22 protein-coding genes and 2 pseudogenes are annotated in these 25,813 nt (G+C 34.9%); 19 read left to right on the forward strand and 5 right to left on the reverse strand.

The window, feature by feature from the left end; genetic code table 11:
* Positions 1–8: 8 nt before the first annotated feature.
* From P5P87_RS01675 to P5P87_RS01740, 14 genes and pseudogenes are all read left to right on the forward strand, one after another.
* Positions 9–1,031 (forward strand): annotated as a pseudogene (locus tag P5P87_RS01675) (isoaspartyl peptidase/L-asparaginase family protein).
* A gap of 288 nt (positions 1,032–1,319) precedes the next feature.
* The gene (locus P5P87_RS01680) at positions 1,320–1,526 is read left to right on the forward strand and encodes a hypothetical protein (protein WP_278021323.1); all 207 of its coding nucleotides are present in this window, start codon (positions 1,320–1,322) and stop codon (positions 1,524–1,526) included.
* Positions 1,501–2,791 (forward strand): annotated as a pseudogene (locus P5P87_RS01685) (beta-N-acetylhexosaminidase); the annotation flags it as partial. The gene P5P87_RS01680 and the pseudogene P5P87_RS01685, both read left to right, overlap by 26 nt.
* A gap of 105 nt (positions 2,792–2,896) precedes the next feature.
* Entirely contained in the window at positions 2,897–3,634 is a 738-nt protein-coding gene (locus P5P87_RS01690; RefSeq protein WP_278022846.1) for an FN3 associated domain-containing protein, read from the forward strand.
* A 12-nt stretch (positions 3,635–3,646) separates the two neighbouring features.
* The gene (locus tag P5P87_RS01695) at positions 3,647–5,500 is read left to right on the forward strand and encodes a glycoside hydrolase family 35 protein (RefSeq protein WP_278021324.1); all 1,854 of its coding nucleotides are present in this window, start codon (positions 3,647–3,649) and stop codon (positions 5,498–5,500) included.
* Positions 5,501–5,537: 37 nt separating this feature from the next.
* Positions 5,538–7,022: an alpha-L-fucosidase gene (locus P5P87_RS01700; RefSeq protein ID WP_278021325.1), complete on the forward strand. Its 1,485-nt coding sequence runs from the start codon at positions 5,538–5,540 to the stop codon at positions 7,020–7,022.
* 11 nt (positions 7,023–7,033) lie between these two features.
* Entirely contained in the window at positions 7,034–9,274 is a 2,241-nt protein-coding gene (locus tag P5P87_RS01705) for a GH92 family glycosyl hydrolase (protein ID WP_278021326.1), read from the forward strand.
* A gap of 12 nt (positions 9,275–9,286) precedes the next feature.
* Positions 9,287–9,640 carry a hypothetical protein gene (locus P5P87_RS01710; protein WP_278021327.1) on the forward strand — a complete coding sequence of 118 codons (354 nt, stop codon included), beginning with the start codon at positions 9,287–9,289 and terminating at the stop codon, positions 9,638–9,640.
* Between the two features lie 11 nt (positions 9,641–9,651).
* Complete coding sequence (locus tag P5P87_RS01715; protein WP_278021328.1) at positions 9,652–11,946, forward strand: glycoside hydrolase family 3 C-terminal domain-containing protein; 2,295 nt, start codon at positions 9,652–9,654, stop codon at positions 11,944–11,946.
* Between the two features lie 262 nt (positions 11,947–12,208).
* Positions 12,209–15,295 (forward strand): SusC/RagA family TonB-linked outer membrane protein, encoded by a 3,087-nt coding sequence (locus P5P87_RS01720; RefSeq protein WP_278021329.1) that lies wholly within the window; start codon positions 12,209–12,211, stop codon positions 15,293–15,295.
* A 16-nt stretch (positions 15,296–15,311) separates the two neighbouring features.
* Positions 15,312–16,898: a SusD/RagB family nutrient-binding outer membrane lipoprotein gene (locus tag P5P87_RS01725; RefSeq protein ID WP_278021330.1), complete on the forward strand. Its 1,587-nt coding sequence runs from the start codon at positions 15,312–15,314 to the stop codon at positions 16,896–16,898.
* A gap of 143 nt (positions 16,899–17,041) precedes the next feature.
* Positions 17,042–17,608 carry an exo-alpha-sialidase gene (locus P5P87_RS01730; RefSeq protein WP_278021331.1) on the forward strand — a complete coding sequence of 189 codons (567 nt, stop codon included), beginning with the start codon at positions 17,042–17,044 and terminating at the stop codon, positions 17,606–17,608.
* Positions 17,577–18,095 (forward strand): exo-alpha-sialidase, encoded by a 519-nt coding sequence (locus tag P5P87_RS01735; protein WP_278021332.1) that lies wholly within the window; start codon positions 17,577–17,579, stop codon positions 18,093–18,095. Before P5P87_RS01730 ends, P5P87_RS01735 begins: the two co-directional genes overlap by 32 nt.
* Positions 18,096–18,113: 18 nt before the next feature.
* Entirely contained in the window at positions 18,114–19,079 is a 966-nt protein-coding gene (locus tag P5P87_RS01740) for a M20/M25/M40 family metallo-hydrolase (protein ID WP_278021333.1), read from the forward strand.
* 114 nt (positions 19,080–19,193) lie between these two features.
* Here P5P87_RS01740 and P5P87_RS01745 read toward each other — a convergent pair whose 3' ends face one another.
* A complete protein-coding gene (locus P5P87_RS01745; RefSeq protein ID WP_008467415.1) occupies positions 19,194–19,559 on the reverse strand; it encodes a winged helix-turn-helix transcriptional regulator in 366 nt (121 codons plus the stop codon).
* 81 nt (positions 19,560–19,640) lie between these two features.
* On the opposite strand from P5P87_RS01745, the gene P5P87_RS01750 reads away from it, so the two are divergent.
* The 5 genes from P5P87_RS01750 to P5P87_RS01770 all read left to right on the forward strand — a co-directional run bounded on the left by P5P87_RS01750 (position 19,641) and on the right by P5P87_RS01770 (position 21,877).
* Entirely contained in the window at positions 19,641–20,018 is a 378-nt protein-coding gene (locus tag P5P87_RS01750; protein ID WP_278021334.1) for an SDR family oxidoreductase, read from the forward strand.
* 88 nt (positions 20,019–20,106) lie between these two features.
* Positions 20,107–20,517, forward strand: coding sequence for a Rossmann-fold NAD(P)-binding domain-containing protein (locus tag P5P87_RS01755; protein WP_278021335.1), 411 nt, complete (start codon positions 20,107–20,109; stop codon positions 20,515–20,517).
* A 181-nt stretch (positions 20,518–20,698) separates the two neighbouring features.
* Positions 20,699–21,082, forward strand: coding sequence for an ArsR/SmtB family transcription factor (locus P5P87_RS01760; RefSeq protein ID WP_198857333.1), 384 nt, complete (start codon positions 20,699–20,701; stop codon positions 21,080–21,082).
* Positions 21,069–21,674 carry a mercuric transport protein MerTP gene (gene merTP / locus P5P87_RS01765; RefSeq protein ID WP_198857332.1) on the forward strand — a complete coding sequence of 202 codons (606 nt, stop codon included), beginning with the start codon at positions 21,069–21,071 and terminating at the stop codon, positions 21,672–21,674. The genes P5P87_RS01760 and merTP overlap by 14 nt, the downstream gene beginning before the upstream one ends.
* The gene (locus P5P87_RS01770; RefSeq protein ID WP_198857331.1) at positions 21,671–21,877 is read left to right on the forward strand and encodes a GDCCVxC domain-containing (seleno)protein; all 207 of its coding nucleotides are present in this window, start codon (positions 21,671–21,673) and stop codon (positions 21,875–21,877) included. Before merTP ends, P5P87_RS01770 begins: the two co-directional genes overlap by 4 nt.
* A 118-nt stretch (positions 21,878–21,995) precedes the next feature.
* On the opposite strand, the gene P5P87_RS01775 is transcribed toward P5P87_RS01770, so the two are convergent.
* Genes P5P87_RS01775 through P5P87_RS01790 form a run of 4 tightly spaced genes read right to left on the reverse strand, consistent with a single transcriptional unit; the run spans position 21,996 to position 25,763 of the window.
* A complete protein-coding gene (locus tag P5P87_RS01775; RefSeq protein WP_278021336.1) occupies positions 21,996–23,327 on the reverse strand; it encodes a hypothetical protein in 1,332 nt (443 codons plus the stop codon).
* A gap of 37 nt (positions 23,328–23,364) precedes the next feature.
* A complete protein-coding gene (locus P5P87_RS01780; protein ID WP_278021337.1) occupies positions 23,365–24,381 on the reverse strand; it encodes a TonB-dependent receptor domain-containing protein in 1,017 nt (338 codons plus the stop codon).
* The gene (locus tag P5P87_RS01785; RefSeq protein WP_278021338.1) at positions 24,353–24,715 is read right to left on the reverse strand and encodes a hypothetical protein; all 363 of its coding nucleotides are present in this window, start codon (positions 24,713–24,715) and stop codon (positions 24,353–24,355) included. Before P5P87_RS01785 ends, P5P87_RS01780 begins: the two co-directional genes overlap by 29 nt.
* Positions 24,690–25,763 (reverse strand): TonB-dependent receptor plug domain-containing protein, encoded by a 1,074-nt coding sequence (locus P5P87_RS01790; protein ID WP_278021339.1) that lies wholly within the window; start codon positions 25,761–25,763, stop codon positions 24,690–24,692. Before P5P87_RS01790 ends, P5P87_RS01785 begins: the two co-directional genes overlap by 26 nt.
* Positions 25,764–25,813: the final 50 nt, after the last annotated feature.

Here is a 25,813-nt window from a genome sequence, read left to right on the forward strand (position 1 = left end):
CAAAAGACATGTCAAATAGAAGAGATTTTATTAAGAAAACCACTTTAGGCACTTTAGCCATAAGTTCTGTTTTGGGCGTAAGTGGATTTGCTTGCTAATCATGAAAATGAAGAAACAGCAGAACCAAAAGAAAAAAGCAGACCAAACCAATTATTATTTCGACATGGAATCACGGTTTGCCTGCGAATAAAGAATCCTGGAAGAATTTAAAAGAAGGGAAATCGGCTTTGGATGCTATCGAAGCGGGAATGAAAATACCTGAAGCAGATCCAACTATACGTAGTGTTGGTTATGGAGGATATCCGGATCGCGAAGGAAAAGTTACCTTAGATGCTTGTATTATGGATCATAACAGCAATTGTGGTTCTGTTTGTTTTTTACAAGGAATAATGCATCCAATTTCGGTTGCAAAAAGAGTATTACAAAATACTCCGCACGTTATGTTGGCAGGACAGGGAGCATTACAGTTTGCCTTATCAGAAGGCTTTAAAGAAGAAAATTTACTGACTCCAGAATCTGAAAAAGACTGGAAAAAATGGCTGGAAGATTCCAAATACAAACCAGTTATTAATATAGAAAATCACGATACCATAAGCATGCTAATGTTAGACCAAGATGGCAACCTTTCTGGCGGATGTACCACGAGCGGTGCAGCTTGGAAAATGCACGGACGCGTCGGTGACTCCCCAATAATCGGCGCAGGTCTTTTCTTGGACAACGAAGTTGGAGCTGCAGCGGCAACAGGTTTGGGCGAAGCCGTTATTAGAACTGCTGGAAGCGCAATGGTTGTCGAATTAATGCGTCAAGGAAAATCTCCTTATGATGCTTGTAAAGAAATTACAGAACGTATTTACAACAAACATAAAAACCACAAAGACATGGAATACCTGCAAGTTGGTTTTATTGCTTTGAATAAAAACGGTGAATACGCAGGTTACAGCTTAAGATCAGGATTTAATTTCGCTGTTTCTGATGATGCAAAAGGACATAGAATGGAAGATGCGAAATTTAAAATGTCTTGGGATAAATAAATATGATTACGTTAGATGGATTAAAATCCATCCCTACAATATATTTCGAGCCAATGGCTCTTTCATAAAAAGTTCCGAAAGAACGGATTATTTTGTAGCAACGGATTTTAATCCGTTGAAGATATGAAATGCAATATTTGTCATTTCGACGAAGGAGAAATCTTCGCAAGAAACTCTACAAAGATTGGCGAGTTACTTTGAGGAGCTGCTAACGAAATGACAAACTAAACCTAAAAACTACATCTTTAAATGTTTGAACAAACAATTAGAGAAACCAAAAAACAAAGAATGAAAAAATTACTATTCCTATTAACCGTAATCACTTCAATTTTCTCGGCTAACGCGCAGAAAGTTTACACGGAAAGTGATATTCGCATCATTCCGAAACCGACTCAAACTCTGATTAAAACAGGTGTTTTTGAATTTACAAAAGACACAAAATTTGTAGTAAACGGTGATTTCCAAAAAGATGCTCGCAAATGCTTTGGCTTCTAAATTTGGGACTGCTGCAGGATGGAAACCAGAAGTGACTACAAAAGCTCCTGCGAGTAATTATGTTTTATTGAAAACAGATCCGAACTTAAAGAATGAAGCTTACGTTTTAGATGTAAATCCGACTAATATTGTTATTTCTGCAAAAGGGAATAATGGTTTTTTATATGCTTTAGAAAGTATCAGACAATTACTTCCTGAAGCAATTGAAAGTCAGTTTGCAATTACTTCTGCAAAATGGCAGATTCCAAGTTTGACTATTAATGATGAACCTCGTTTTAAATGGAGAGGTTTAATGCTGGATTTTTCACGTCATTTCTTTGATAAAAATTATGTTTTAGCTACAATAGACCGTTTAGCGACACATAAAATGAATGTTCTTCACATGCATTTAGTAGACGATCAGGGTTGGAGAATTGAAATCAAAAAATATCCAAAACTAACAGAAGTTGGCGCATGGAGAGTAGATCAGGAAAACAGAAGCTGGAATGCCAGATTAACCACAAATCCTGACGAAAAAGGAACTTATGGTGGATTCTTCACACAAGAAGAATTAAAAGAAATTGTAAAATATGCGACCACAAAAGGAATTGAAGTAATTCCAGAAATCGAAATGCCAGCTCACGTAAGCAGTGCCATTGCATCTTATCCGGAATTGGCTTGTTTCGATCAGAGAATTGGAGTTCCTTCTGGAGGAGTTTGGCCTTTAACAGATATTTACTGTGCAGGAAAAGAAACTACGTTTGAGTTTTTACAGAATGTTTTAGACGAAGTAATGGCCATTTTCCCTTCAAAATATGTTCATATTGGAGGAGATGAAGCGACTAAAACCAATTGGGCAAAATGTCCGCACTGTCAAAAAAGAATTAAAGACGAGCACTTAAAAAGTGTAGCAGAATTACAAAGTTATTTTGTAAAACGTATTGAAAAATATGTTAATTCTAAAGGTAAAAAGCTAATTGGCTGGGACGAAGTATTGGAAGGCGGATTAAATCCAAGCGCAACAATTATGTGCTGGAGAGGTGAAAAAATTGGTGCAGAGGTCTGCTAAACAAGGCCACGATGTAATTATGTCTCCAGAATCTCCTTGTTATTTTAACTTCTATCAAGGACCTCAAAATGAAGAACCTTTAGCTTTTGATGCTTATAATCCGTTAAATAAAGTATATCAGTTTGATCCAGTTGTACAAGGAATGACTCCTGAAGAAGCTTCGCATATTTTAGGCGGACAAGCCAATTTATGGGCAGAACATATCGCTGGTCCAAAAGATTCTGAATATATGATTTTCCCAAGATTAGCCGCTTTATCAGAAACATTATGGAGTCCGAAAGAGAAACGTAATTGGAACGATTTTACATCGAGATTGTTTTCAATGTTCAAGCGTTACGATTATCAGGGATTAAATTATGCAAAAAGCGCTTATTTGGTAACGGCTTCTTCTACAGCTGATTTGGCAAATAAACAAGTGAAAGTGGAATTGAAAAATGAATTTCCAAATCCAGATATCCGCTATGTTTTAGGAAACCAAAGCATCGATCACCATGCTATAAAATATACTACGCCAATTGAAATTAAAGAAACTACAGTTTTAAAAGCTTCTTTATTTCAAGACGAAAAACCAGTTGGAAAAACATTTACAGATACGATTGTTTTCCATAAGGGATTTGCGAAAAAAGTAAAATACTTAACACCTTTTAATGAGAATTATAAGGGAGATGCTAATACTATGGTAAATGCCATTCGCGGAAGCAAAAATTTCCACGATGGGCAATGGCAAGCTTGGCTAGTTAATGATATGGAATTGGTAATTGATCTTGAAAAAGTAGAAAGTATTGAGCAAGTATCAGTTGGAGCTTTAGAAAGTCAAGGCGCAGGAGTTAATTTCCCAATTCAAGTGAAAGTTTTAATTTCTACTGATGGAATTAAATATACGCAAGTTGGAAAAATAACACGTCCGTATGCGACAAATCCAGTTCCGGAGTTGAAAGATTTCAAAATCAATTTCCAAAAACAAAATGCACGTTTTGTAAAAGTAATCGGTGGCAACTTAAAGAAAAGTCCAAAAGGAGAAAGCTCTTGGTTGTTTGTAGATGAGATTTTGGTGAATTAAATATTTTAAAAAATGAATAAGATATTATTTAAGCTCGGTGTATTATTGATTTGCGTGATGCCGTTTTTTACAAAGGCGCAAACCAAAGGATTTTCTATATCTAATGGAGAATTTCAAAAAGATGGGAAAATTATAAAAATACATTCGGGAGAAATGCACTATGAGCGTATTCCTAAAGAGTATTGGAGACATCGATTGCAAATGATTAAAGCTATGGGATTGAATACCGTGGCGACCTATGTGTTTTGGAATTATCACGAAATAGAACCAGGTGTATGGGATTTTAAAACGGGAAATAGAGATTTGGCAGAGTTTTTACGCATTGCTAAAAGTGAAGGATTATATGTGATTCTTAGACCAGGCCCGTATGCATGTGGTGAATGGGAATTTGGAGGATATCCTTGGTGGTTGCAAAACAATCCAGATTTAGTAATTCGTACCAATAACAAAGCATTTTTAGAAGCTTGTAAAACGTATCTGGAACATTTATACGCAGTCGTAAAGGGAAATTTTGCTAATCAGGGAGGCCCAATCATTATGGTTCAGGCTGAAAATGAATTTGGTTCTTATGTTTCTCAAAGAACTGATATTAGTGCTGAAGATCATAAAGCATACAAAACTGCAATTTACAATATACTTAAAGAAACGGGATTCCCAGAACCATTTTTTACTTCTGATGGTTCTTGGTTATTTGAAGGCGGCATGGTTGAAGGCGTATTGCCAACTGCAAATGGGGAATCAAATATAGAAAATTTAAAGAAGCAGGTTGATAAATACCACAAAGGGCAAGGGCCTTATATGGTAGCAGAGTTTTATTCTGGTTGGTTGGATCATTGGGCAGAGCCATTTATTAAAATTGGATCTGAGGAGATTGCAAGCCAAACTAAAAAGTACCTTGATGCAGGCGTTTCTTTTAATTATTATATGGTGCATGGCGGTACTAATTTCGGATTTACTTCTGGAGCAAATTATAATGAAGAAAGTGATATTCAGCCGGATATTACAAGTTATGACTATGATGCACCTATTAGCGAAGCAGGTTGGGCAACACCAAAATTTATGGCCATTCGTGAAGTAATGCAAAAGTATTCTAAAACAAAATTAGCACCGATTCCAGAGAAAATACCGGTTACAAAATATCCAAATCAGCCTGTCCAAGCCAGTATGGATGTTTTAAGTTGGATCAAAAAAGAAAAAGCGGTTGTAAATGATCAGCCTTTAACATTTGAAAAGTTAGGTCAGGGAAATGGATATGTTTTGTATAGAAAAAGATTTACGCGACCAATTTCTTCTGGCAAATTGAAAATTGAGGGATTGAGAGACTTTGCTACCGTTTATGTAAATGGAGTTAAGGTGGGTGAATTGAATAGAGTTTTCAAAAATTACGAACTGACAGTTTCTATTCCGTTTAATGGTATTTTAGAAATTCTGGTTGAAAATATGGGACGCATTAATTACGGTGCCGAAATTGTACATAATACGAAAGGAATTATTTCTCCAGTATTCATTAATGAATATGAAATTAGTGGTGGTTGGGAAATGTATAAAATGCCAATGAGTGAAGTGCCAGCTATTAAAAACGAAACGATAAAACCAGGACGTCCAGTTTTATATGAAGCTACAGTAAACATCGATAAACCAGCTGATACTTTTCTTGATATGTCTGCTTGGGGAAAAGGAATTGTATTTGTTAACGGACACAATCTTGGACGCTACTGGAAAGTAGGCCCGCAGCAAACGCTATACGTACCAGGTTGTTGGTTGAACAAAGGTGAAAATAAGTTTGTTGTATTGGAGCAACTTAACGAAAACACTCCAAAAGAATTAACTTTTACAGATCAACCGATACTTGATAAACTAAACTAAAAAAACAAAGAATAATAAATTATAAATTAGATTAAAGATGAAAAAAGGAATATTCATAATCGCCCTTTTATTTTCAGCTCAGATATTCGCTCAGGCGATTTATGAAGATGAAAGATACGTACCAGAAACAGATCCGTTAGTTTTAAAGAACTTAGACGAATGGCAAGGCAAAAAATTTGGTTTGCTAATGCACTGGGGAACTTACAGCCAGTGGGGTATTGTAGAATCTTGGTCTATTTGTCCAGAAGATTATGGATGGTGTGAACGTAAAAAAGGAAGCAATCCATCTAATTATAATGATTATATCAAGGATTACGAAGGATTAAGAAAAACGTTTAATCCTGTAAAATTCGACCCTGCAAAATGGGCAAAAGCGGCTAAATATGCGGGAATGAAATACATGGTTTTTACCACCAAACACCATGATGGTTTCAATATGTATGATACTAAATATTCTGATTACAAGATTACTAGTAAAGATGTTCCTTTTCATACGAACCCGAAAGCAGATGTTTTAAAAGAAATTTTCAACTCTTTTAGAGGAGAAGGTATTTCAACTGGAGCTTATTTTTCTAAACCAGACTGGCATAACGAAAACTATTGGGATCCTTATTTTCCTCCATTCGACAGAAACGTAAACTACGATCCGTCTTTATACCCTGAAAAATGGCAGAAATATGTTGATTTCACGCACAACCAAATCTTAGAAATTCTTTCTAACTACGGAAAAGTAGATATCTTATGGTTAGATGGAGGATGGGTTAGAAAAAGAGACCAAGTGAACATCAAAGAAAACTACGACGAGAAATTTACTGAAAACGAATCTAAAAACGGTTTCATTAAACACAGAGTGGTAGACCAAGATCCAAAAATGGATGAATTGGTTGTAAAAGCGCGTCAGAAACAACCAGGTTTAATTGTGGTAGATAGAGCAGTTCACGGTAAAAACCAAAACTACTTAACACCAGAAGGACGTGTTCCTGATAAAACATTGCCTTATCCTTGGGAATCTTGTATTCCAGCTGGTGGTGGATGGTCTTATTCTCCAGGTGCTCAATACATGACAGGAAGACAAGGAATCCATTTGTTAATTGATATTGTAGCTAAAGGCGGAAACTTATTATTAAACGTTGCTCCAAGTCCAGAAGGAGAATGGGATAAAGGCGCTTACGATTTATTGCAAGCTTACGGAGATTGGATGAAAGTAAACAGCACAGCAATTTACAATACAAAACCAATCGAACCTTATAAAGAAGAAAACATTTGTTTTACACAAAATAAAGCAGGTAATGTATTTGCATTTTATTTAGCTAAAGAAGGAGAAGACAAAATTCCTGCTGAAGTTACTGTAAAAGATATCAGTCCTAAAAAAGGAACAAAGATTACGATGTTAGGTTCTAAAACTTCTTTAAAATGGACAAAAGAAGGAAACGGATTTAAATTAATTATTCCAGAAAGCTTAAGAAATAATCTTCCTGCAAAAGAAGCGTGGACTTTAAAAATTGAAGCGATCAACAGATAAAAATGAAACCTATGGTTTTAAATAGAAACAAATTTCAAACAGCATGTATTTTTTGCATGCTGTTTTTTAGCATTACGATTTTTGCGCAGGAGCCTGCCGATTTCGTGAATCCGTTTATTGGAACTTCTAATTATGGAGCGGCTTTTCCAGGACCAATTGCTCCGCGCGGAATGGCAAGTATCAGTCCGTTTAATGTGGCTGGAATAAAAAATACGCCTATGGAAAAAGACAGTCAGTGGCTTTCGAATCCGTATGTGAATGAAAATATTTTTTTGACCGGATTTAGTCAGGTGAATTTAAGTGGTGTCGGCTGTCCAGAATTGGGCGTTATTTTATTGATGCCAACGACTGGAGCAGTAGAAGTCGATCATTTAAAATATGGTTCTACTTATTCTAATGAAGTTGCAAAAGCGGCATATTACAGCGTAAACATCGACAAGTATAAAGTAAAAGGCGAATTTACAGCTTCAAAACGAGTTGGGATTAGCAGATTCACTTTCCCGAAAGGTCAATCTAATATTTTGCTAAATCTTGGTCTAGGATTAACGAATGAAGAAGGTGCCATGATAAAAGTGGTTTCTTCAACAGAAATTGAAGGAATGCGTTCTGTTGGATCATTCTGTTACAATAGCCCAGAAGATGCTTATCCGGTTTATTTTGTGGCTCAATTTTCTAAACCTGCCGATAAATTCGGAGTTTGGAAAAAAACTGCGAAATACAACGGTGTCGAAGCACAATGGATGGGCTACAACGGAAAAACCAGAATGATGGAAAATACGATCAAAACCGTTGTGGGGGATAGTATTGGAAGCTATTTTACCTATAAATTCGATAAACAAGAAACGGTTGAAGTGAAGATCGGAATTTCGTACGTAAGTATCGAAAATGCTCGTGAAAACTTAGCAAAAGAAGTGGGTAACAGATCTTTTGACGCAATTTACAAAGAAACCTATAACGAATGGAATGAAGAACTTTCTAAAATTTTGGTTGAAGGCGGTTCAAAAGATGACAATACGATTTTCTACACGGCTTTGTATCATACTCTAATTCACCCAAATACTTTAAATGATATTAACGGAGAATATCCAGTAATCAAAAGAAGTGAAATTCGTAAAACCAAAGATACTCGTTATACCGTATTTTCTTTGTGGGACACGTATAGAAATGTCCACCCGTTAATGTCTTTGGTTTATCCAAAACAGCAATCGGATATGGTAAAAAGTATGTTGAGTATGTTCGATGAAAACGGCTGGTTACCAAAATGGGAATTGAATTCGACTGAAACTTTTACCATGGTTGGAGATCCTGCAAGTATAGTAATTACAGATACTTATATGAGAGGGATTCATGATTTTGATGTTAGTAAAGCATATTACGCGATGTTGAAAAGCGCAGATAATATTGAAAATAATCCGCTTCGTCCGGGATTGAAAGATTATATCAAAAAAGGATATTTGACAACCGACCATAAAGGTCCAGTTTCGACGACTCAGGAATACAATATTTCAGATTATTCCATTTCGCTTATGGCCAACGAATTTGGAGACAAAGACAATGTAAAACGTTTTAAAGAACGTTCTTTATCCTACAGAAAATTATTTGATAAAAACTTAAATCTGCTTCGTCCAAGAACGCCTGACGGAAAATGGTACGAACCTTTTGATCCTGCTTCTGGAGCTAATTTTGAAGAAAATGTTGGTTTTATCGAAGGAAATGCTTGGCAGTACGCTTTTATGGTTCCGCACGACATTATCGGATTAAAGAAATTAATGGGTGGTGATCAAGCTTTTTCGGCACAATTGCAGAAAATTTTTGATATCAAACAGTTTGATATGGCAAACGAACCAGACATTGCCAATCCGTATTTATTCAATTATGTAAAAGGCGAAGAATATAAAGCTCAGGATATGGTAAAGAAATTGGTTCAGGAATATTTCAAAAATGAACCAAAAGGATTGCCAGGAAATGATGATACCGGAACAATGTCGGCTTGGTTAGTGTATTCGATGATGGGAATTTATCCAATTTCTCCAGGAGATCCAATTTATACCATTACCACGCCAATGTTTCATAGAGTGACTATTAAATTAGATCCAAGATATTATAAAAAAGAAAACATCATAATTGAAAGACAAGAAAATAATGGTGGAAAAATCAATTCGATTGAGATAAACGGAAAAACACTTAACAGCTTTTTTATTTCGCACGACGATTTTGTGAATGGAACAAAGCTTAAAGTGATTCAAAACTAAACACACACAACTATGTTACAATTAAGAATGAGGAAAACGGCCATTATTTTTGTAATGGCTGTTGGTTTTTTAAACCATACCCATGCCCAGAAAAAGTATCTTTATCAAGATGCAAAAGCTCCTGTTGAAGATAGAGTAAAAGACTTGTTAAGCCATATGACACTTGAAGAAAAAGTGCGTCAGATGGATATGTATAGAGGAGATTTTTTTAAGGAGAAGGAAGATTTTGCTAAAGGTAAGTCGGCTGAAAAAATAGGGAAATTGGGGATTGGAGCAATTCATGATCTTTATCCGCGTTCAGCGAAAATGATCAATGATTTGCAGACTAATGTAATCAAAGGAAACCGTTGGGGAATTCGGCACTGATTATGTGTGAAATGCTTCACGGATATTTAGACGAAGGAAGCACTGCTTTTCCAATGAACATTGGACTTGGAGCAACTTGGGATACTTCTGTTTTAGACAAAGTGGGTAAAGTTATTGGTATGGAAGCCAGAGCTCATGGAGTTCATTTTGGTTTTGGACCAAACTTAGATTTAGGACGCGAGCCAAGATGGGGAAGAGTTGCAGAAACTTTTGGTGAAGATGCATTTTTAAACAGTGAAATTGGTTTGGCATTCATCAAAGGATTACAAGGAGACGATTTAAAATCGGATCGTTCTATTATTGCTGAGCCTAAACACTTCGCAGTTCACGGTATTCCACAGGCAGGAGGAAATTCTTCTCCAATTTTAGTTGGAGAACGTTCTGCTAGAGAAGATCATTTGCCATCTTTCCAAAAAGCATTTACAAAAGGCGGCGCATTGGGAACAATGTGCGCATATTCTGAGTTAGACGGAATTCCTTGTGCAGCAAATCACTGGTTATTGACTGATGTTTTGAGAAACGAATGGGGTTTTAAAGGACTTGTAGTTTCAGATTTAGGAGCAATTAAATACATTCAGACAACTCACAAAGTGGCTGATTCTCCAAAAGATGCGATTAGAGAAGCTGTTTCTGCAGGAGTTGATATGCAGTTTTACGATTTTTCTAATGAATTCTGGCAAAATACAATTATTGAATTAGTAAATGAAAAGAAATTGACAATGGAGAACATCGACCGTGCAGCGGGAGCAGTTTTACGTTTGAAATTTTTATTGGGTCTATTTGAAAATCCGTACACAGATAAAAACTTGATTAAAGAGCGTTTTCATACTAAAGAAAACCAAGCTGTTGCTTTAGAAGCGACTCAAAAATCAATGGTTTTATTAAAAAATGACAATAATATTTTACCATTAAGTAAAAATCTTAAAAACATTGCTGTTATCGGGCCAAATGCAAACGCTTCAAGACTTGGAGGTTATGCTCCTAAAAACAGCGTTGGAATGACGGTTTACGAAGGTGTGCAACAAATAATGGGAAAAACAGCAAATGTTGTTTACCAAGAAGGTGTTCCTTTGATCGTAAAGGGTCAGGCTATTCCATCTAAATATTTATTCACTTCAGACGGATCTCAAAACGGATTAAAGGGAGAATATTTCAATAACAGAGAGCTACAAGGAACTCCAGCTTTAACTCGTATTGACAGCCAATTAGAATTTGACTGGCCTTGGGCTCCTGGCGATGGTGTAAATGTGGATGATTTTTCTATTCGTTGGACGGGCTATATTCAATCAGACAAATCGTTTGATGGTTGGTTAGGTTTAAGTTCAGATGACGGAATCAGAATGTGGGTTGATGATCAATTGGTTATCGACAACTGGACAAAAGGAGCAACAAGCATTGTTACCACTCCTAAAAATATTGAAGCAGGAAAGAAATACAAAGTCCGCATTGAAATGTGGGAAGGCGGCTGGGGAGCTAGAGCTCACTTACGTTGGAACTTAGAAAAAGTAGACATGCAGCCAGCAATCTATGCCGCTAAAAAAGCAGATGTTGCAATTGTAGTTTTAGGAGAATCAAACGAATTGGTTGAGGAAAATAGAGACGTTGCAAGCTTGGATTTGCACGGAATGCAACAAGAATTGATTGAAGCGATTCAAAAAACAGGAACTCCAGTAGTTTGTGTGTTATTAAACGGCCGTCCGCTTTCGACAAACTGGATTGCTGAAAATATTCCAGCAGTTTTAGAAGGATGGTTTCCAGGAGAATTAGGAGGAAGAGCTGTAGCAGATGTTTTATTTGGAGATTACAATCCAGGTGGTAGATTACCGATTACGGTTCCAAAATCGGTTGGACAGTTACCTATATATTATAATCAAAAGCCGTCTGCGATACATAAATACGTTGCAGAAAGCGAACACCCTCTATATTCATTCGGTTACGGATTGAGTTACACGAAGTTTGAATATTCTAATTTAAAAATCAGTGCAAACGAAATCAAACCAGACGGAGACGTAAAAGTTTCTGTTGATGTGAAAAACACCGGAAATTTAGATGGAGATGAAGTTGTACAATTATATGTAAATGATGTTTACAGTTCTGTAACAACTCCAGAGAAAACTTTAAGAGGTTTTAAACGATTAAACATTAAAAAAGGAGAAACAAAAAATGTTGAATTTACACTTACAAAGGACGAATTAGGCCTGTATAACAGGCAAATGAAGTTTGTTGTAGAGCCAGGAGACTTCGAAGTAATGGTTGGCGGAAACTCAATAGATCTTCTAAAAACCAAATTCAAGGTTTCTAACTAAAAAGTGTTAAACACCGAATAATTTTAAACGATTTTTAGTTAAAAAAATGAATACAATCAAAAAAGGCCAATTTCTATTCGATTAATAGATTTTGGCCTTTTTTATAAGGCAGAGTAGGATTACAAATGAAAACGTTTTCTTTCAATATATGACCAAAGATTTACCAACACCTTTGAAAAATTGTCATTTGTCGAAATTATATTTTGTTAACAGAATGTATTCTTAAGTTTAACATGTTATTAACTCTAAAAAAACAACTAATATGATTAAAAGCGTACTAAAATTACTGTTTGTCATATGCCTTTTTGGGTTTCAAAGCCTACAAGCGCAGACAACAGTAAAAGGAACGATAACAGATGCTCAAAGCGGAATTCCAATTCCTGGAGCAAATATTATTGTTAAAGGAACTAAAACAAGTGCTTCATCAGATTTTGATGGTAAATACAGCATTAATGTTCCTAATCAATCAGCAGTTTTAGTTTTTACTTATGTAGGATCTTCTACAAAAGAAGTTGCTGTTGGATCACAATCTACAATTAACGTATCTTTAGGTCCAGATACACAGCAATTAGGAGAGGTAGTTGTTACTGCTCTTGGTATTAAAAGAGAGAAAAAAGCAATTACATATTCTGCGCAGAATGTTTCTGTAGACGAATTGTCTGAAGCAAGATCATTAAACGTTGCCAACTCACTTTCTGGTAAAGTTGCTGGTCTTAACTTCTCTACAACTTCTAATGGTGTTGGTTCTTCTTCTAGAATTACATTAAGAGGTAACAGATCTCTTAACGGAAACAACCAGCCTCTTTATGTAGTAGATGGTGTGCCAATTAGTAACGGAACAACTAATACAAATCCTGATATTGATACAGGAGGAACAACACAGCCTGATGGTATCTCAAACATTAACCCTGAAGATATTGCTTCGATGACTGTTTTGAAAGGACCATCTGCAGCGGCTCTTTACGGTTCTAGAGCATCAAATGGTGTAATCGTAATTACGACTAAATCTGGTAAATCTGGAAAAACTTCAGTTTCGTTATCATCTAACTTTATGGCATCTTCTGCTTATAACTTGATGAATTTACAAAATGAGTACGGACAAGGTACAAACGGAAATTATGTTTCTAACTCAAGCTCAAGCTGGGGTGCACCTCTAGACGGACGTCAGGTATCTGCTTGGCAGTTAGTTCGTAATCCAAATTATGCTGGACCAGCTACACAAAGCTATTCTCCACAGCCAAATAACGTTATTGATTTCTACAAAACAGGTTATAACTTGGCAAACACGTTAACAGTTACTGCTGGTAACGAAAAAGCACAAGGTTATTTCTCTTATACTAACACACGTGCTGAAGGTATTGTTGGAGGAAACCAAATGGACAGACACAATCTTAACTTAAGATTGACAAGCAAAATTTCTGATAAATTATCTTTAGATGTAAAAACAAACTACATCGTTCAAGATATTGATAACTTATTGAGAACTGGTGAAGAATCTATCGGAACATCTGCTTATTTATTGCCTCGTAGTATCGCTTATAGAGATTACAAAGACTTCGAATATATTGATGCTGCAGGACAAAGACAAGTAAACTATTTCCTTGACGAAACAGGAGCTCCAGGTGGAAACCCATTTTGGTCTGCTTTAAGAGATGATGCTCGTACAGATAAAAGAAATAGATTTATTGGTTTAGCTTCTCTTAAATATGAGTTTACAAAAACTTTAAGTTTACAAGGTAGAGCAGGTTTAGACCAAATGACAAACAAAAACGTAAGAAACAGATATGCAACAGCTGCTTTCAACAGCAACTTAGGTTCTTATAGCGAATCTTATGAAACAGTAAGCGAATTAAACATTGATGCTTTACTTTCTTACAACGAAAAATTCGGAGATTTCTCTATTGGTCTTAACGCTGGTGCGAGTTCATTGCAACAAAATAGTTCAGCTTTAAATTCTGGTGGGGTATTAAGTAAAAGAAATTACTTCGCATTATCAAACGTGCAAACAGTTCAATCTACTTCTACAGCTTCAGAAAAAAGAATTAACTCTGTTTACGGATTTGGTCAAATTGGTTTCAGAAACTATTTATTCTTAGATTTAACAGCTAGAAATGACTGGTCTTCTACACTACCAACAGATTATTTCTATCCATCTTTCGGACTTTCTGCTGTTCTTTCTGATATGTTTACATTGCCAGAAGTAATTAGTTTTGCTAAATTAAGAGCTTCTTACGCAGAAGTTGGTAACGATACAGATCCGTATCAAACACAACAAAGATTCTCTTACATTGGAGGAAATGGTGGTATGTTATACGGACAAAACACAAAAGCAAATCCAAACTTAAAACCTGAGATTTCTTCTTCTACAGAGTTTGGTGCTGATGTTAGATTTTTCAATAATCGTTTAGGTTTAGATTTTACATACTTTAAGACATTAACTAATAATCAAATTTTCTACATCAATACTCCTGAATCTTCTGGATATTCTAGAGCAATCGTAAATGGTGGAGATATTGAGAATAAAGGTATCGAGTTCACACTTACTGCAACTCCAATTCAAACAGAAAACTTTACTTGGGATATTACAGCAAACTACGCTTCTTACAAGTCAAAAGTAAAATCTATCTTTGAAGGAAGAGATGAGTTAGTAATTGGTGAAGGACGTTTAGTTAGAAGTAAAGTTGTTCAAGGTGGTGAGTATGGTGATTTATACATTAAAGGTTTCCAAAGAAATGATGCTGGAGAAATCCTTGTAAATAGTGCTGGTATTCCATTAGCAACAAATGGTTTTGATGTTCGTGCTGGTAACTTTAATCCAGATTGGACTGCAGGTTTCAAGAACAACTTCAAATACAAAGATTTCTCTTTAAGCTTCTTAGTTGATTTCAGAATTGGTGGTGAAGTTATTTCATACACTCAAGCTAGACAAGCTGGTTTAGGGGTAAGCGATATCACTTTAGCAGGAAGAAATGGCGGAATCATTGTTGATGGTGTTGTAGATAACGGAAACGGAACTTACACTAAAAACACAACAAGCATTAACGCTGAACAATATTGGACAGCTATCGGACAAAGAACTCCAATTGCAGAACCATTTATTTATGATGCAACAAACATCAGATTAAGAGAACTTGTTTTTGGTTACTCAATGCCAAAACGTTTATTAGGTAACTCAGGATTTACAAGCATCGATTTCTCATTAGTAGGTAGAAACTTGTTCTTCTTCTTAAACAAAGCTAAGTACTTTGATCCAGAAGCTGGTGCAGGTACAGGTAACTTACAAGGAATAGAATCTTTCAACATTCCATCAACGAGAGATTATGGAGTGAATGTTAAATTCGGATTTTAATTAAAAAAGAGATATCATGAAATATAGTTTTAAAATAAAAACATTAGGAGTTGCATTAATGGCAGTTTCGATTTTATCAAGCTGTACTGGCGATTTTGATGAAATAAACAAAGATCCTAATTCATTAACTGAAGATCAGTTGGATGCAACATTAGCCGGTCCAGCATTTGCATCTGCATTATATGCGGGAATTCACAACGGCTCTTATTCGTCTCCAGGAGTTGATGATCATGGAACATGGGGTATTGCAACTGGTATTCTGCCATCCACTTTTGTGCAATATAATAGTGTTCCTTATGGTACAGAAAGAAATGCTTTTGTTAATGGGTATGAAGGACGTGCATGGTCAAAATTTTATACTGTTGCAGTTCCAGCTTTAAACAATGCAATTAAAGCATCTGAAGGAAATGCAGAAGCTCTAGCAGTATTAAAAATTTGGAAAGTTTTTATGTACAACCAAATGGTTGATGCTTATGGACCACTTCCTTACACTCAGGCTGGTAATGGTAAAGAAAGTGTATCTTATGATAGTGTAGATTTTATTTACGATGATTTCTTTAAATTATTAAACGAGGCAAATGCAACATTAGCTTCTGCTTCTATGACCTCTGTTGCCTCTCTTGCACCAAATGATAGAGTTTATGCAGGAAGTGTTGACAAATGGAGAGTTTTTGGAAATAGTTTGAGATTACGTTTAGCTTTAAGAATTTCTGACAAAGATCCTGCAAGAGCAAAAACTCAAGCTGAAGCTGCAGTAGCAGCAGGAGTTATGCAAACAAACGATCAAAGTGCATATTTTAAAGTTAGTAACATTACTCCAAACAATTTAAACATGATTGTAAACAGCTGGGGCTATGTAATGACTTCTTCTATGGAAAGTATTTTAGTAGGATACAACGATCCGCGTTTAGCAAAATGGTTCTCTCCAATTGATACAGGCGTTTATAGAGGAAAACCAGTTGGAGGATTACAAGATCAGTTTGGAGCTACTAAATTCTCTACTTTTAATAATGATGTTTTAGGAAATGGGGCAACTAACACACTTAGCGAAACTAAAAACATCGAAATCTTTATGGCTTCTGAAAACTACTTAAGTAGAGCAGAAGGAGCTTTAAATGGATGGAATATGGGCGGAGATGCTAAAACGTTGTATGAGACTGGTATTAGATTATCTATGTTACAATGGGGAATTACTGATGCAACAGCAATTAATGCTTATATTTCAGGATCAACTTTACCAACTTTACCAAACGTTTTAACAGTATATCCAACATTAGATTTACAAGATATTCCAGTAAAATTGCCAGTTGCTTGGTCTTCAACAGAATCAAATCAAAGAACACAAATTGCAGTTCAAAAGTACTTAGCAATTTTCCCTGAATCTTGGGAATCTTGGGCAGATTTACGTAGAAGCGATGCTAAAGTTATCTATCCAGTTTTAAATACAGATAATCCTGATGCTGGAGTTGGTAAATCTTTAATGAAAAGAATTATTTACACGACAAATGAGTACTCATCAAACAAATCTGGTGTAGATGAAGGAATCTCTAAATTAGGAGGTCCAGATTCTGGTGGAACAAGACTTTGGTGGGACACAAAATAATTAATTTGGTAAAGTAAAAAGTCAATCGATTTGTTACTTGAGCAGAAGGAGAGGTAACTCTCCTTTTGTTTTTTATGAAGACCAGTGAATTTTTGCCCCAACTTTAATTCATTACATACAATATTAATTTTCATCAAAATAAAATGATTTTAAAGACAAAATATACTGTTGCAGCATTGTTTGCTTTATTTCTTTTTTCTAATGGAATAAAAGCGCAAATAAAGGCTGTAAATATCGAAAGCAGTTATATTGCAGATCCGCCTGTTACAACCAATAGCCACGCTTCAACTTTGGTTGAATACAAACCAAACGAAATTTTAGCGACTTGGTTTGGCGGAAAATATGAAGGTGCAAAAGATGTCGGAATTTACATTTCGGCTTATAAAGACAAGAAATGGTCTGCACCAAAAGAATTGATTCAGCCATTGATTAAAAACGGAGATACACTTCCTTGTTGGAATCCGGTTTTGTTTAAAAGCAAAAGTCAGAATTTATATTTGTTTTATAAAATTGGAAAAAATCCAAGAGAATGGTTTGGTGCTATGATGATTTCGAAAGATAACGGAACAACATGGGGAGAGCCAAAATATCTTCCAGAAGGAATTTTAGGTCCAATTCGGAACAAACCAATCGAAACTACTCCTGGCGTAATTTTATGTGGAAGCGAGCACAGAAAGTGTGAGTACAGACGAATGGCGCGTGCATGTTGAAGAATATACAGAAGCAACAGATTCTTGGAAGAAAATAGCGGTAGAAAACAATCAGAATTTCGATATCATTCAGCCCACATTTTTAATTCATAGCAAAAGCGATATTCAGATGCTGTCTCGAAGCAAACACAATAAAGTAATTTCGAGCTGGTCAGGAGACAATGGTAAAAGCTGGATTAGAACCAATACGATAAATGTCATTAATTCCAATTCGGGTATCGATGCTTTAACAATCAATAAAAATTTGTTTTTACTGGTAAACAATCCACTTCCAATTGGAAAAGACTGGTTTAACGGACGTAATATTTTAGACGTAGAATATTCTAAAGATGGTTTAAAATGGACTAAATTATTCGATCTAGAAAAAGAAGAAAAAGGAGAATTCAGTTATCCAGCCATAATCCAGACCACAGACAAAAGAATACACATTTTGTATACTTATGATCGAAAATATATTAAACATACTTCTTTTGAGCTTAGTCTATAATATTCTGTAAAACAAAATATGCAAACTTTAAAACACTTTCTTCCAGCAATTTTATTTTTTAGTATTCAATTGAATGCTCAAAGTAATGACATGTCTAAGACCTTTTACAAACATGACAAATATCTTTCATCAGATAAATTAGAAGGTCGCTTTGTGGGAACTAAAGGAAATAATGATGCAGCTGCATATATCAAAAAATATTTTGAGAAATATGGTTTACAGCAATTCAAAGATAGTTACTATCAGCCTTTCAAAGTATTTGTTAAAGAAGGAATCAATAAAATGAAATCGGATACAGTGGCAACGCAAAATGTTGTGGGTTATATTGAAGGTTCAGATCCTAATTTAAAAAACGAATACATAGTAATCGGAGCGCATTACGATCACTGGGGCTGGGGCGGACAAGGTTCTGGAAGTAAAAAGAAAGAGGCTTTTGCCATTCATAACGGAGCAGATGATAATGCGTCGGGAGTTTCAGCTTTGTTGTGCATTTTAGAAGAAATTTCGAAACAAAAAGTAAAACCAAAAAGAAGCATCATTTTTATTTCGTTTAGTGGAGAAGAAGAAGGATTACTCGGTTCAAAGTATTTTATTAATCACCCTCCAGTTTCAAAAGAAGCCATAAAAGTAATGCTCAATATGGATATGGTCGGAAGATTGAACGATAAAAAAGAGCTTTATATGGGTGGAGCAGGAACTTTTCCGAACGGTGTAGAATTAATGAAAAAACTGCAAGAAAACTCAGGATTAAACCCTGTTATTCATGCGGGAGATGTCGGTGGTTCAGATCATGTTTCTTTTTACAAAGAATCCATTTCAGCAGTTGGTTTTCATACAGGCGGACATCCGCAATACCATACGCCAGATGATGATATTGAGCTGATTAATTCAAATGGAGGAGCGTTAGTTGCTAAATATATTTATAATGTGCTCATACAAATTGCCAATTATGAAGAAGCTTTGGTTTTTATCAAACAGAATTAAATAAAGCATTATTCAATACAATAAATTAAGTCGACTAGTGAAATTAATGCCTGTTCAGTTTCACATAAAAAGTTAAGTTAATTAGTTTTTGTTTGTTAGAAAAGACGGTGTCTATTAAATGTTATAGACACCGTCTTTCATTTTGAAAGCCCATGAAGCCATAGCATCAATAACGGGCAGCAGGCCAGTTCCTGCATTACTTAATCTATAAGTTACAAATGGAGGTACAACGGGTTTTGCTTCACGAATGACCAATCCATCTGCTTCTAGCTGTTTTAAATGCTGAATAAGCATTTTTTCTGTTACAGCGGGAATTGCTCTTTTTAATTCGCTGTAACGTTTATCTCCAGTTGATAAATGATATAAAATAATAGGTTTCCAGTAGCCTCCAATTTTCTCCATAACAAAAGTTACAGGACATTTTTCCAACGCATACTGCTTGTTTTCCTGAATAGTAGACGATTCTTTAATTGCTGTCATGATACATACTTTAGGGTAAGTACTTGTATAAAAGTAAGTACAAAGATACCTTTGTCTTGTTAAATAAAAAAACATTTTAAGATGAAAATTATAATCTCAGGTTCATTAGGAAACATAGGAAAGCCACTAACGGCACAATTAGTACAATCAGGTCACGATGTAACCGTTATAAGCAGTAATGCAGATAGAAAATCTGCTATTGAAGATTTAGGTGCAAAAGCCGCAATAGGATCAGTTAGCGATGCTGATTTTCTTTCTAAAACTTTTGCTGGTGCAGATGCTCTTTTTGCTATGACTCCTCCAAATATGGGTGGAGTAAATATTATTAAAAATACTACAGATGCTGGTACCGCTTTCGCGAAAGCAATCCAAACAGCAAACATTAAAAGAGTGGTAATGTTAAGCAAGCATTGGAGCAGATTTACCAATAGGAAATGGGCCAATTGCAGGTTTGTATAATATTGAGAAGATTTACGAGAAATTAGACGTTTCTGTCACATTTTTAAGAGCAGGATATTTCTACATTAATTTCTATAATGACATCCCAATGATAAAAGGAGCAGGGATTATGGGAGCAAATTTTCCAGCATCAAATCGTATTCCGTTAGTACATCCAGAAGACATTGCAAATGCTGCTGCAGAAGAATTACAGAAAAATCAAGAAGGTAAAAATATTCGTTATATCATTAGTGATGTAAAAACACCTTCAGAAATTGTAAAAGCATTTGGAACTGCAATTGGTAAACCAGAACTTCCTTGGATTGAATTTACAGATGAGCAATATTTTGGTGGAATGACTCAAGCTGGAGTTCCAGAAGAAATGGCTGGTTTATATACGGAAATGGGATCTGGATTAAGAAACGAAACCATTGTCGCCGATTTCTTAAATAATGATGGAATTGCAACTGGTAAAATCAAATTAGAGGATTTTGCAAAAGAATTTGCTTCAAAATTTTAATTATAAGCTGTTGGTTAAAATGATTTAATACATAGAAACATAGTTTTTGTTATTTGAAAAAAGTCGGTGTCTATTAAATGTAATAGATGCCGTTTTTTGTTTTAAAAAATTGATGTAGAATTAAAAACATTGGTATTATTTTAGTATTTGCTTAAATAAACAAATTAGTTATTTTTGTCTTATGGACAATAATTCTTGTATTAGGCAAAAGGCAGACATTAAACAAATTAATCGTTGTAAGGAACGAATTTCGGAGCTGCATAATTCTTTTGATTATTTATCGAATGGACTTGAATTGGCAGGAAATAATGTAAGATTGAGAATTTTATTTCTGCTTTATGAAGAAAAACGGCTTTGTGTTTGTGATTTAAGCGATATTCTAAACATGACAATTTCTGCTGTTTCTCAACATCTTCGAAAACTCAAAGATCGAAAGCTTATCATAACTGAAAGAGAAGCACAAACTATTTTTTATTCATTGACAGAAGAGTATGAAAAAATGTTGAATCCATTTTTTAAAATACTTAACGATAACAAAATTTTCGAAACAAATGAAAATGAATAAGAAACTAATCGGCACTGGACTTTTGACCGCGTTTGCAGCTTCATTATGTTGCATTACACCAATACTAGCTCTTATAGCAGGAACTAGCGGACTTGCTTCAACTTTTTCTTGGCTTGAACCTTTTCGTCCGTATTTTATTGGCTTAACAATTTTAGTGCTCGCTTTTGCTTGGTATCAAAAACTAAAACCACAAAAGAAAATAGATTGCAATTGCGAAACCGATGAGAAAACAAATTTTACGCAGACCAAATCATTTTTAGCAATTATCACTGTAGTAGCAGTTTTGCTTTTAGCATTTCCATCGTATGCTCATATCTTCTTTCCAGATTCTGAAAACAAAATAATTGCTGTGGATGCGTCCAAAATTCAGAAAGTTGAGTTTACGATTAAAGGAATGACTTGTTCGGGTTGCGAGCATCATATTAAAACGGAAATAAACAAACTCGAAGGCATTATCGAAGTGTTGGTTTCTTATGAGAAAGGAAAAGCGATTGTTAGATTTGACAATACAAAAGTCAGCATTGAAGAGATAGAAAAAGCAATCAACGCTACAGGTTACACAGCATTAGAAAATAAAACTATAATAGGATGAAAATCGAATTACAATCCATACTAACTTGTCCTAACTGCGGACACAAAAAAGAAGAGACAATGCCAACAAATGCTTGCCAGTATTTTTACGAATGCGAAAAGTGCAAGACAATTCTAAAACCTTTAGAAGGTGATTGTTGCGTTTATTGCAGTTTCGGTTCTGTAAAATGTCCTCCGATTCAAGAAAACAAGAAATGCTGTTAATAATGAAATGAAACTATCATAAAAAAACATTCCGCTTACTATAAATATAAGCGGAATGTTCGATTAAAAAAACTCAAGTGATGAATTTTTCACAGACTGTTTTCACAGTTGTATATTTTTAGAACACACCAATGTAGTGGTTTCCTGGTTTGTTAACCAATTTTGCACCCTTAGTAACTTTTCCAGAAGGAATATCAATTACATAAATGTTACCATCCTTTCCAACTGGCGTAACAGCGATGTAGAAATTATTTCCATCAACTACAAAACCTTGGTATTGACCAAAATCTAAATTAGCATCATACTCAATACCTTCTACTTTTGTAGCTGTTCTTGCGTTTAAATCAAGTCTTGCTAAGAAACCTTGATCAGTCCCATTTTGAGTATAAACCGCATAAGCAATTCCGTTTCCAGCATATCTCCAAGCATCAATATAAGTTCCTTTTACTCCTAAAGCTGTATCTAAGCTAAACACATAAGAATTGTCATATTGATTGTTTTGATTGATTTTTAAAATATAAGAACCTTTTTCAGTATCTCTTTGTGTTGCTTGATAAATATTTCCGTCAGTTCCAACAAAACTATTAAAGCTTCTAAAACCACTTGTATCACCAAAAGCAACTGTCGAAGTAATAATTTGAGGATTTGTTAAAGCAGGATAATCAACTATAAGAGATTTAGATCCTAAACGTGTAAAAGTTGCCTGATTTTGCCCTGTTGCAGGATCTGTTTTACGCATCCATGTTCCAATGATTAATTTATCTCCAGCTTTGTTTAATGTTGGAGCATCTAAGCGGAAAATGTGGTGTCCTTGCGCTTCTTCTTCAGCGGTTAATGGAAGTTCATATTGTTTGAAAGCAGAAATTAAAGTTTGTCGCATATCTAAAGATAATACAGTAGCAGTTCCTCTAGTGTACTTGTATGTTTTATCTGGATTCGTGTTTACCACTGGAGCAGTTACATTTACTGCAATACCAGTTTTATCTCCATCAAAAATTTTATTCCATCTTGGAGATGTTCCTGCATATTGAGAGATGTTAACTTTTGCTGTAGATTCGGTAAAACTTTTTCCTCCGTTTACTTTGTAAGTCATAAACTCTCCGCCATTTGCACCTGTGTAAGTGATGTTGAAAAGAGTATTTCCGTCTACAGAAGACTGTAAACGAGCCGTTCTGCTAGATTGAACAGCCATACCATTATCGTAAACATTTACAGAAAAATTAGGATCGATTGCGTTTTCTTTACTGATAGAATAAACTCTTGTTCCACCATTTCCATCTCCTGGATCAGTTTGCATTAAAGCTCCTGCTACAGTAATCCATCTTCCGTCTGTTACTGGATTTACTGGTTCTGTATTTTTATTATTGTCATCGCTGCTGCAAGAAATGGTTAGCGCTAACGCACCTAGTAATAAACCAGAGGTTAATACTTTTAATGTGTTTTTTTTCATATTTATGGATTTAAAAAATTAGTTATTTATAATGTGATTAAAATTTACTGATCGTATAATTGAGCTTAATGTAAAAAGCGCGACCTGGTTTTTGAGCGACGAAATTGTCATAGACTTGCTCATCGAAAATATTTTTAGCATCAAAACTCACTACAAATTGTTTGTTTGGAAAGGCATAACTTAGACCTAAATCCTGAGGAAACTGAGCTGTTGTTCTATCAATTTCAAGCCAAGAAGTGTAAAAAGGAGCTACATAACCGCAGTAGTAATAAAGGTTTAATTCTGATTTACTTTGAATTACATTTTTAAAATTATATTGAAGATTTCCATTTACAGTAAAATAAGGCTCGTTTGGGAGCTGTTTATTATAATGAATAATGGTATTTCCATTTTCATCGTACCTATCTTTATAAATAGAATTGAATTTAGAAAGGTTTACTCCTGCGAATAATCTTTCTTTAAATGAATATTGAATAGATGTTTCAAAACCTACAGATTGCGTTTTTCCTAAATTTACGAATGGGGTAGCTTGAACGGCTTCATTAACTCGATTACTTATTTGCTGTACAATTTTATCTTGAATATTTCTCCAAAAAGCATTTCCATAGAATGAAAACTTATGATTATTAATTAAATAAGGCCCTAATCGTAAACCAACATTGAAATTATTACTTTGTTCGGGACCTAAATTAGGATTGCTTAAAATGTTTTGGCCCGGAAGTCCAAATATTTCATTCTCATTTGGCAATCGAATTGCTTTTTCTGCAGAAAACATAATCAATGCCTTTGGAAAAACAGCATATGAAGATGCAAAACCATATCCTGTAAAGTTCGTATTTCTAATGTCAGTATCCATAATCACAGACCTCTGACCATCTTGGCCGACTAATATTGTTGGGGTAACTTGTTCTGTTTTTAAATAATAATTTTTGACAAAAAAGTTAGCTTTTAGACGTGCTTGAAAAGCCTGCATTTCATAAGCAAAAGAAGTAACAGATTTATCCAAATCTCGCGTAGCCAAAAAATTACGAATCAATTCTGGCAAGCATCTCATCTTTATCATTTCTGTCAACAGTATAAAACATTCCGTTTGCAAGAATCTTATGGTTTTTAGAAATGTTATAAGTTAAACCGGCTCTTGTATTAAAAATATTCAATTTTTGATGGTTCATTGTAGGTGCTCCCTGCTGTGCGCCAAATACAGATAAAATAGGCTCGCCATATAATCCTATAGCTTTTTCACCATTCCAGTTGTAATTCCACTTTACCGTATCGTTAACCATATCATTTCTATGGCTATAAACAGAAATTATCGAGAAATCTAAATTCTTGATTAAGAAATCTTTTTTATTATAATTAAGACTAAAAACATTTGCGAGCAGATTCACTAAAACGTCCTTTATAAGGTTTAGTCATGTACTGACCGTGCTGAATCTGATTATAATCTTCAGAACCATTATAACTGATAGAAAAATTATCTGCCCATTTTACATCAGTAAAACCCGCTTCAAGTCTTCCTCCATACGATCTGTACATGCTTTCAAAACGTTTCGCCCTAATATATTCATAGCGTCCGTTAGGAGCAATATTATATACAAATCTTCCCCAAACTTCATAGTCATTGTCAGAATAATTCTGAAATCCATTGGCTTTAACAGTAAAACCAGATTTGTCTCTATAAGTGGTACTAAAGTTTGATTGGATAGTATTAAAAGAACCATAAGAAACCGAAGCCGCAATCATGTTTTTAGATCCTTTTTTAAGAATCACATTAATGGCGCCACCAAGAGAATCATCTGCTAAATTTGCAGGAACAACACCTTTGTAAACTTCAATTCTTTCAATTAAAGCTGGCGGGATACTATTTAAGCTAAATGAAGCACCATAAGTTTGAATAGGAATTCCATCAATAAAAATACGAATAGCATTTCCAGACATCCCGTTAATGTTGTAAGTTACAGCAGAACCTAAACCTCCATTTTGCCTAATTCTAACACCTCCAGAACGATCCAATAAATCGTTGGTTTGAAGATTTCTTTTTGCCGCTTCCTGTGTTTCGATAACATTTACAGCAAAACCTTTCTCCATTATTTCTTTTCTAATAGAAGATTTTTTGATTACAACTTCTTGTAAATCTTTAGGGCCATTTCGGTCTAAAGAAATATTAAGTTCTGTATTCGGTTTGTTGATAGTAATTTTTGTAGTTCTTGTTTGACCTTCCATAGAAGAGGTTTCCAAGATATACTCTCCGTATTTTAAACCCTTAAAATCGTAACGACCAAAATCATTAACAATAGCATATTTTTGAGTTCCTTTAATAATAATTGATGAACCATAAGCTAATTCATCGGTTCCAAAAGTCACTTTTCCTGTAAGATTTCCAGTTTGTGACCACGCTGAAATGGTAAATAAAAATAGTAGTAAAATTGTTCTCATATTGAGTCTGCGTGTAAAAGTGCTTGCAAACTTATATGATAATTTAAATT

The sequence above is a fragment of the Flavobacterium ginsengisoli genome (genome assembly GCF_029625315.1).
GTDB lineage: Bacteria > Bacteroidota > Bacteroidia > Flavobacteriales > Flavobacteriaceae > Flavobacterium > Flavobacterium ginsengisoli.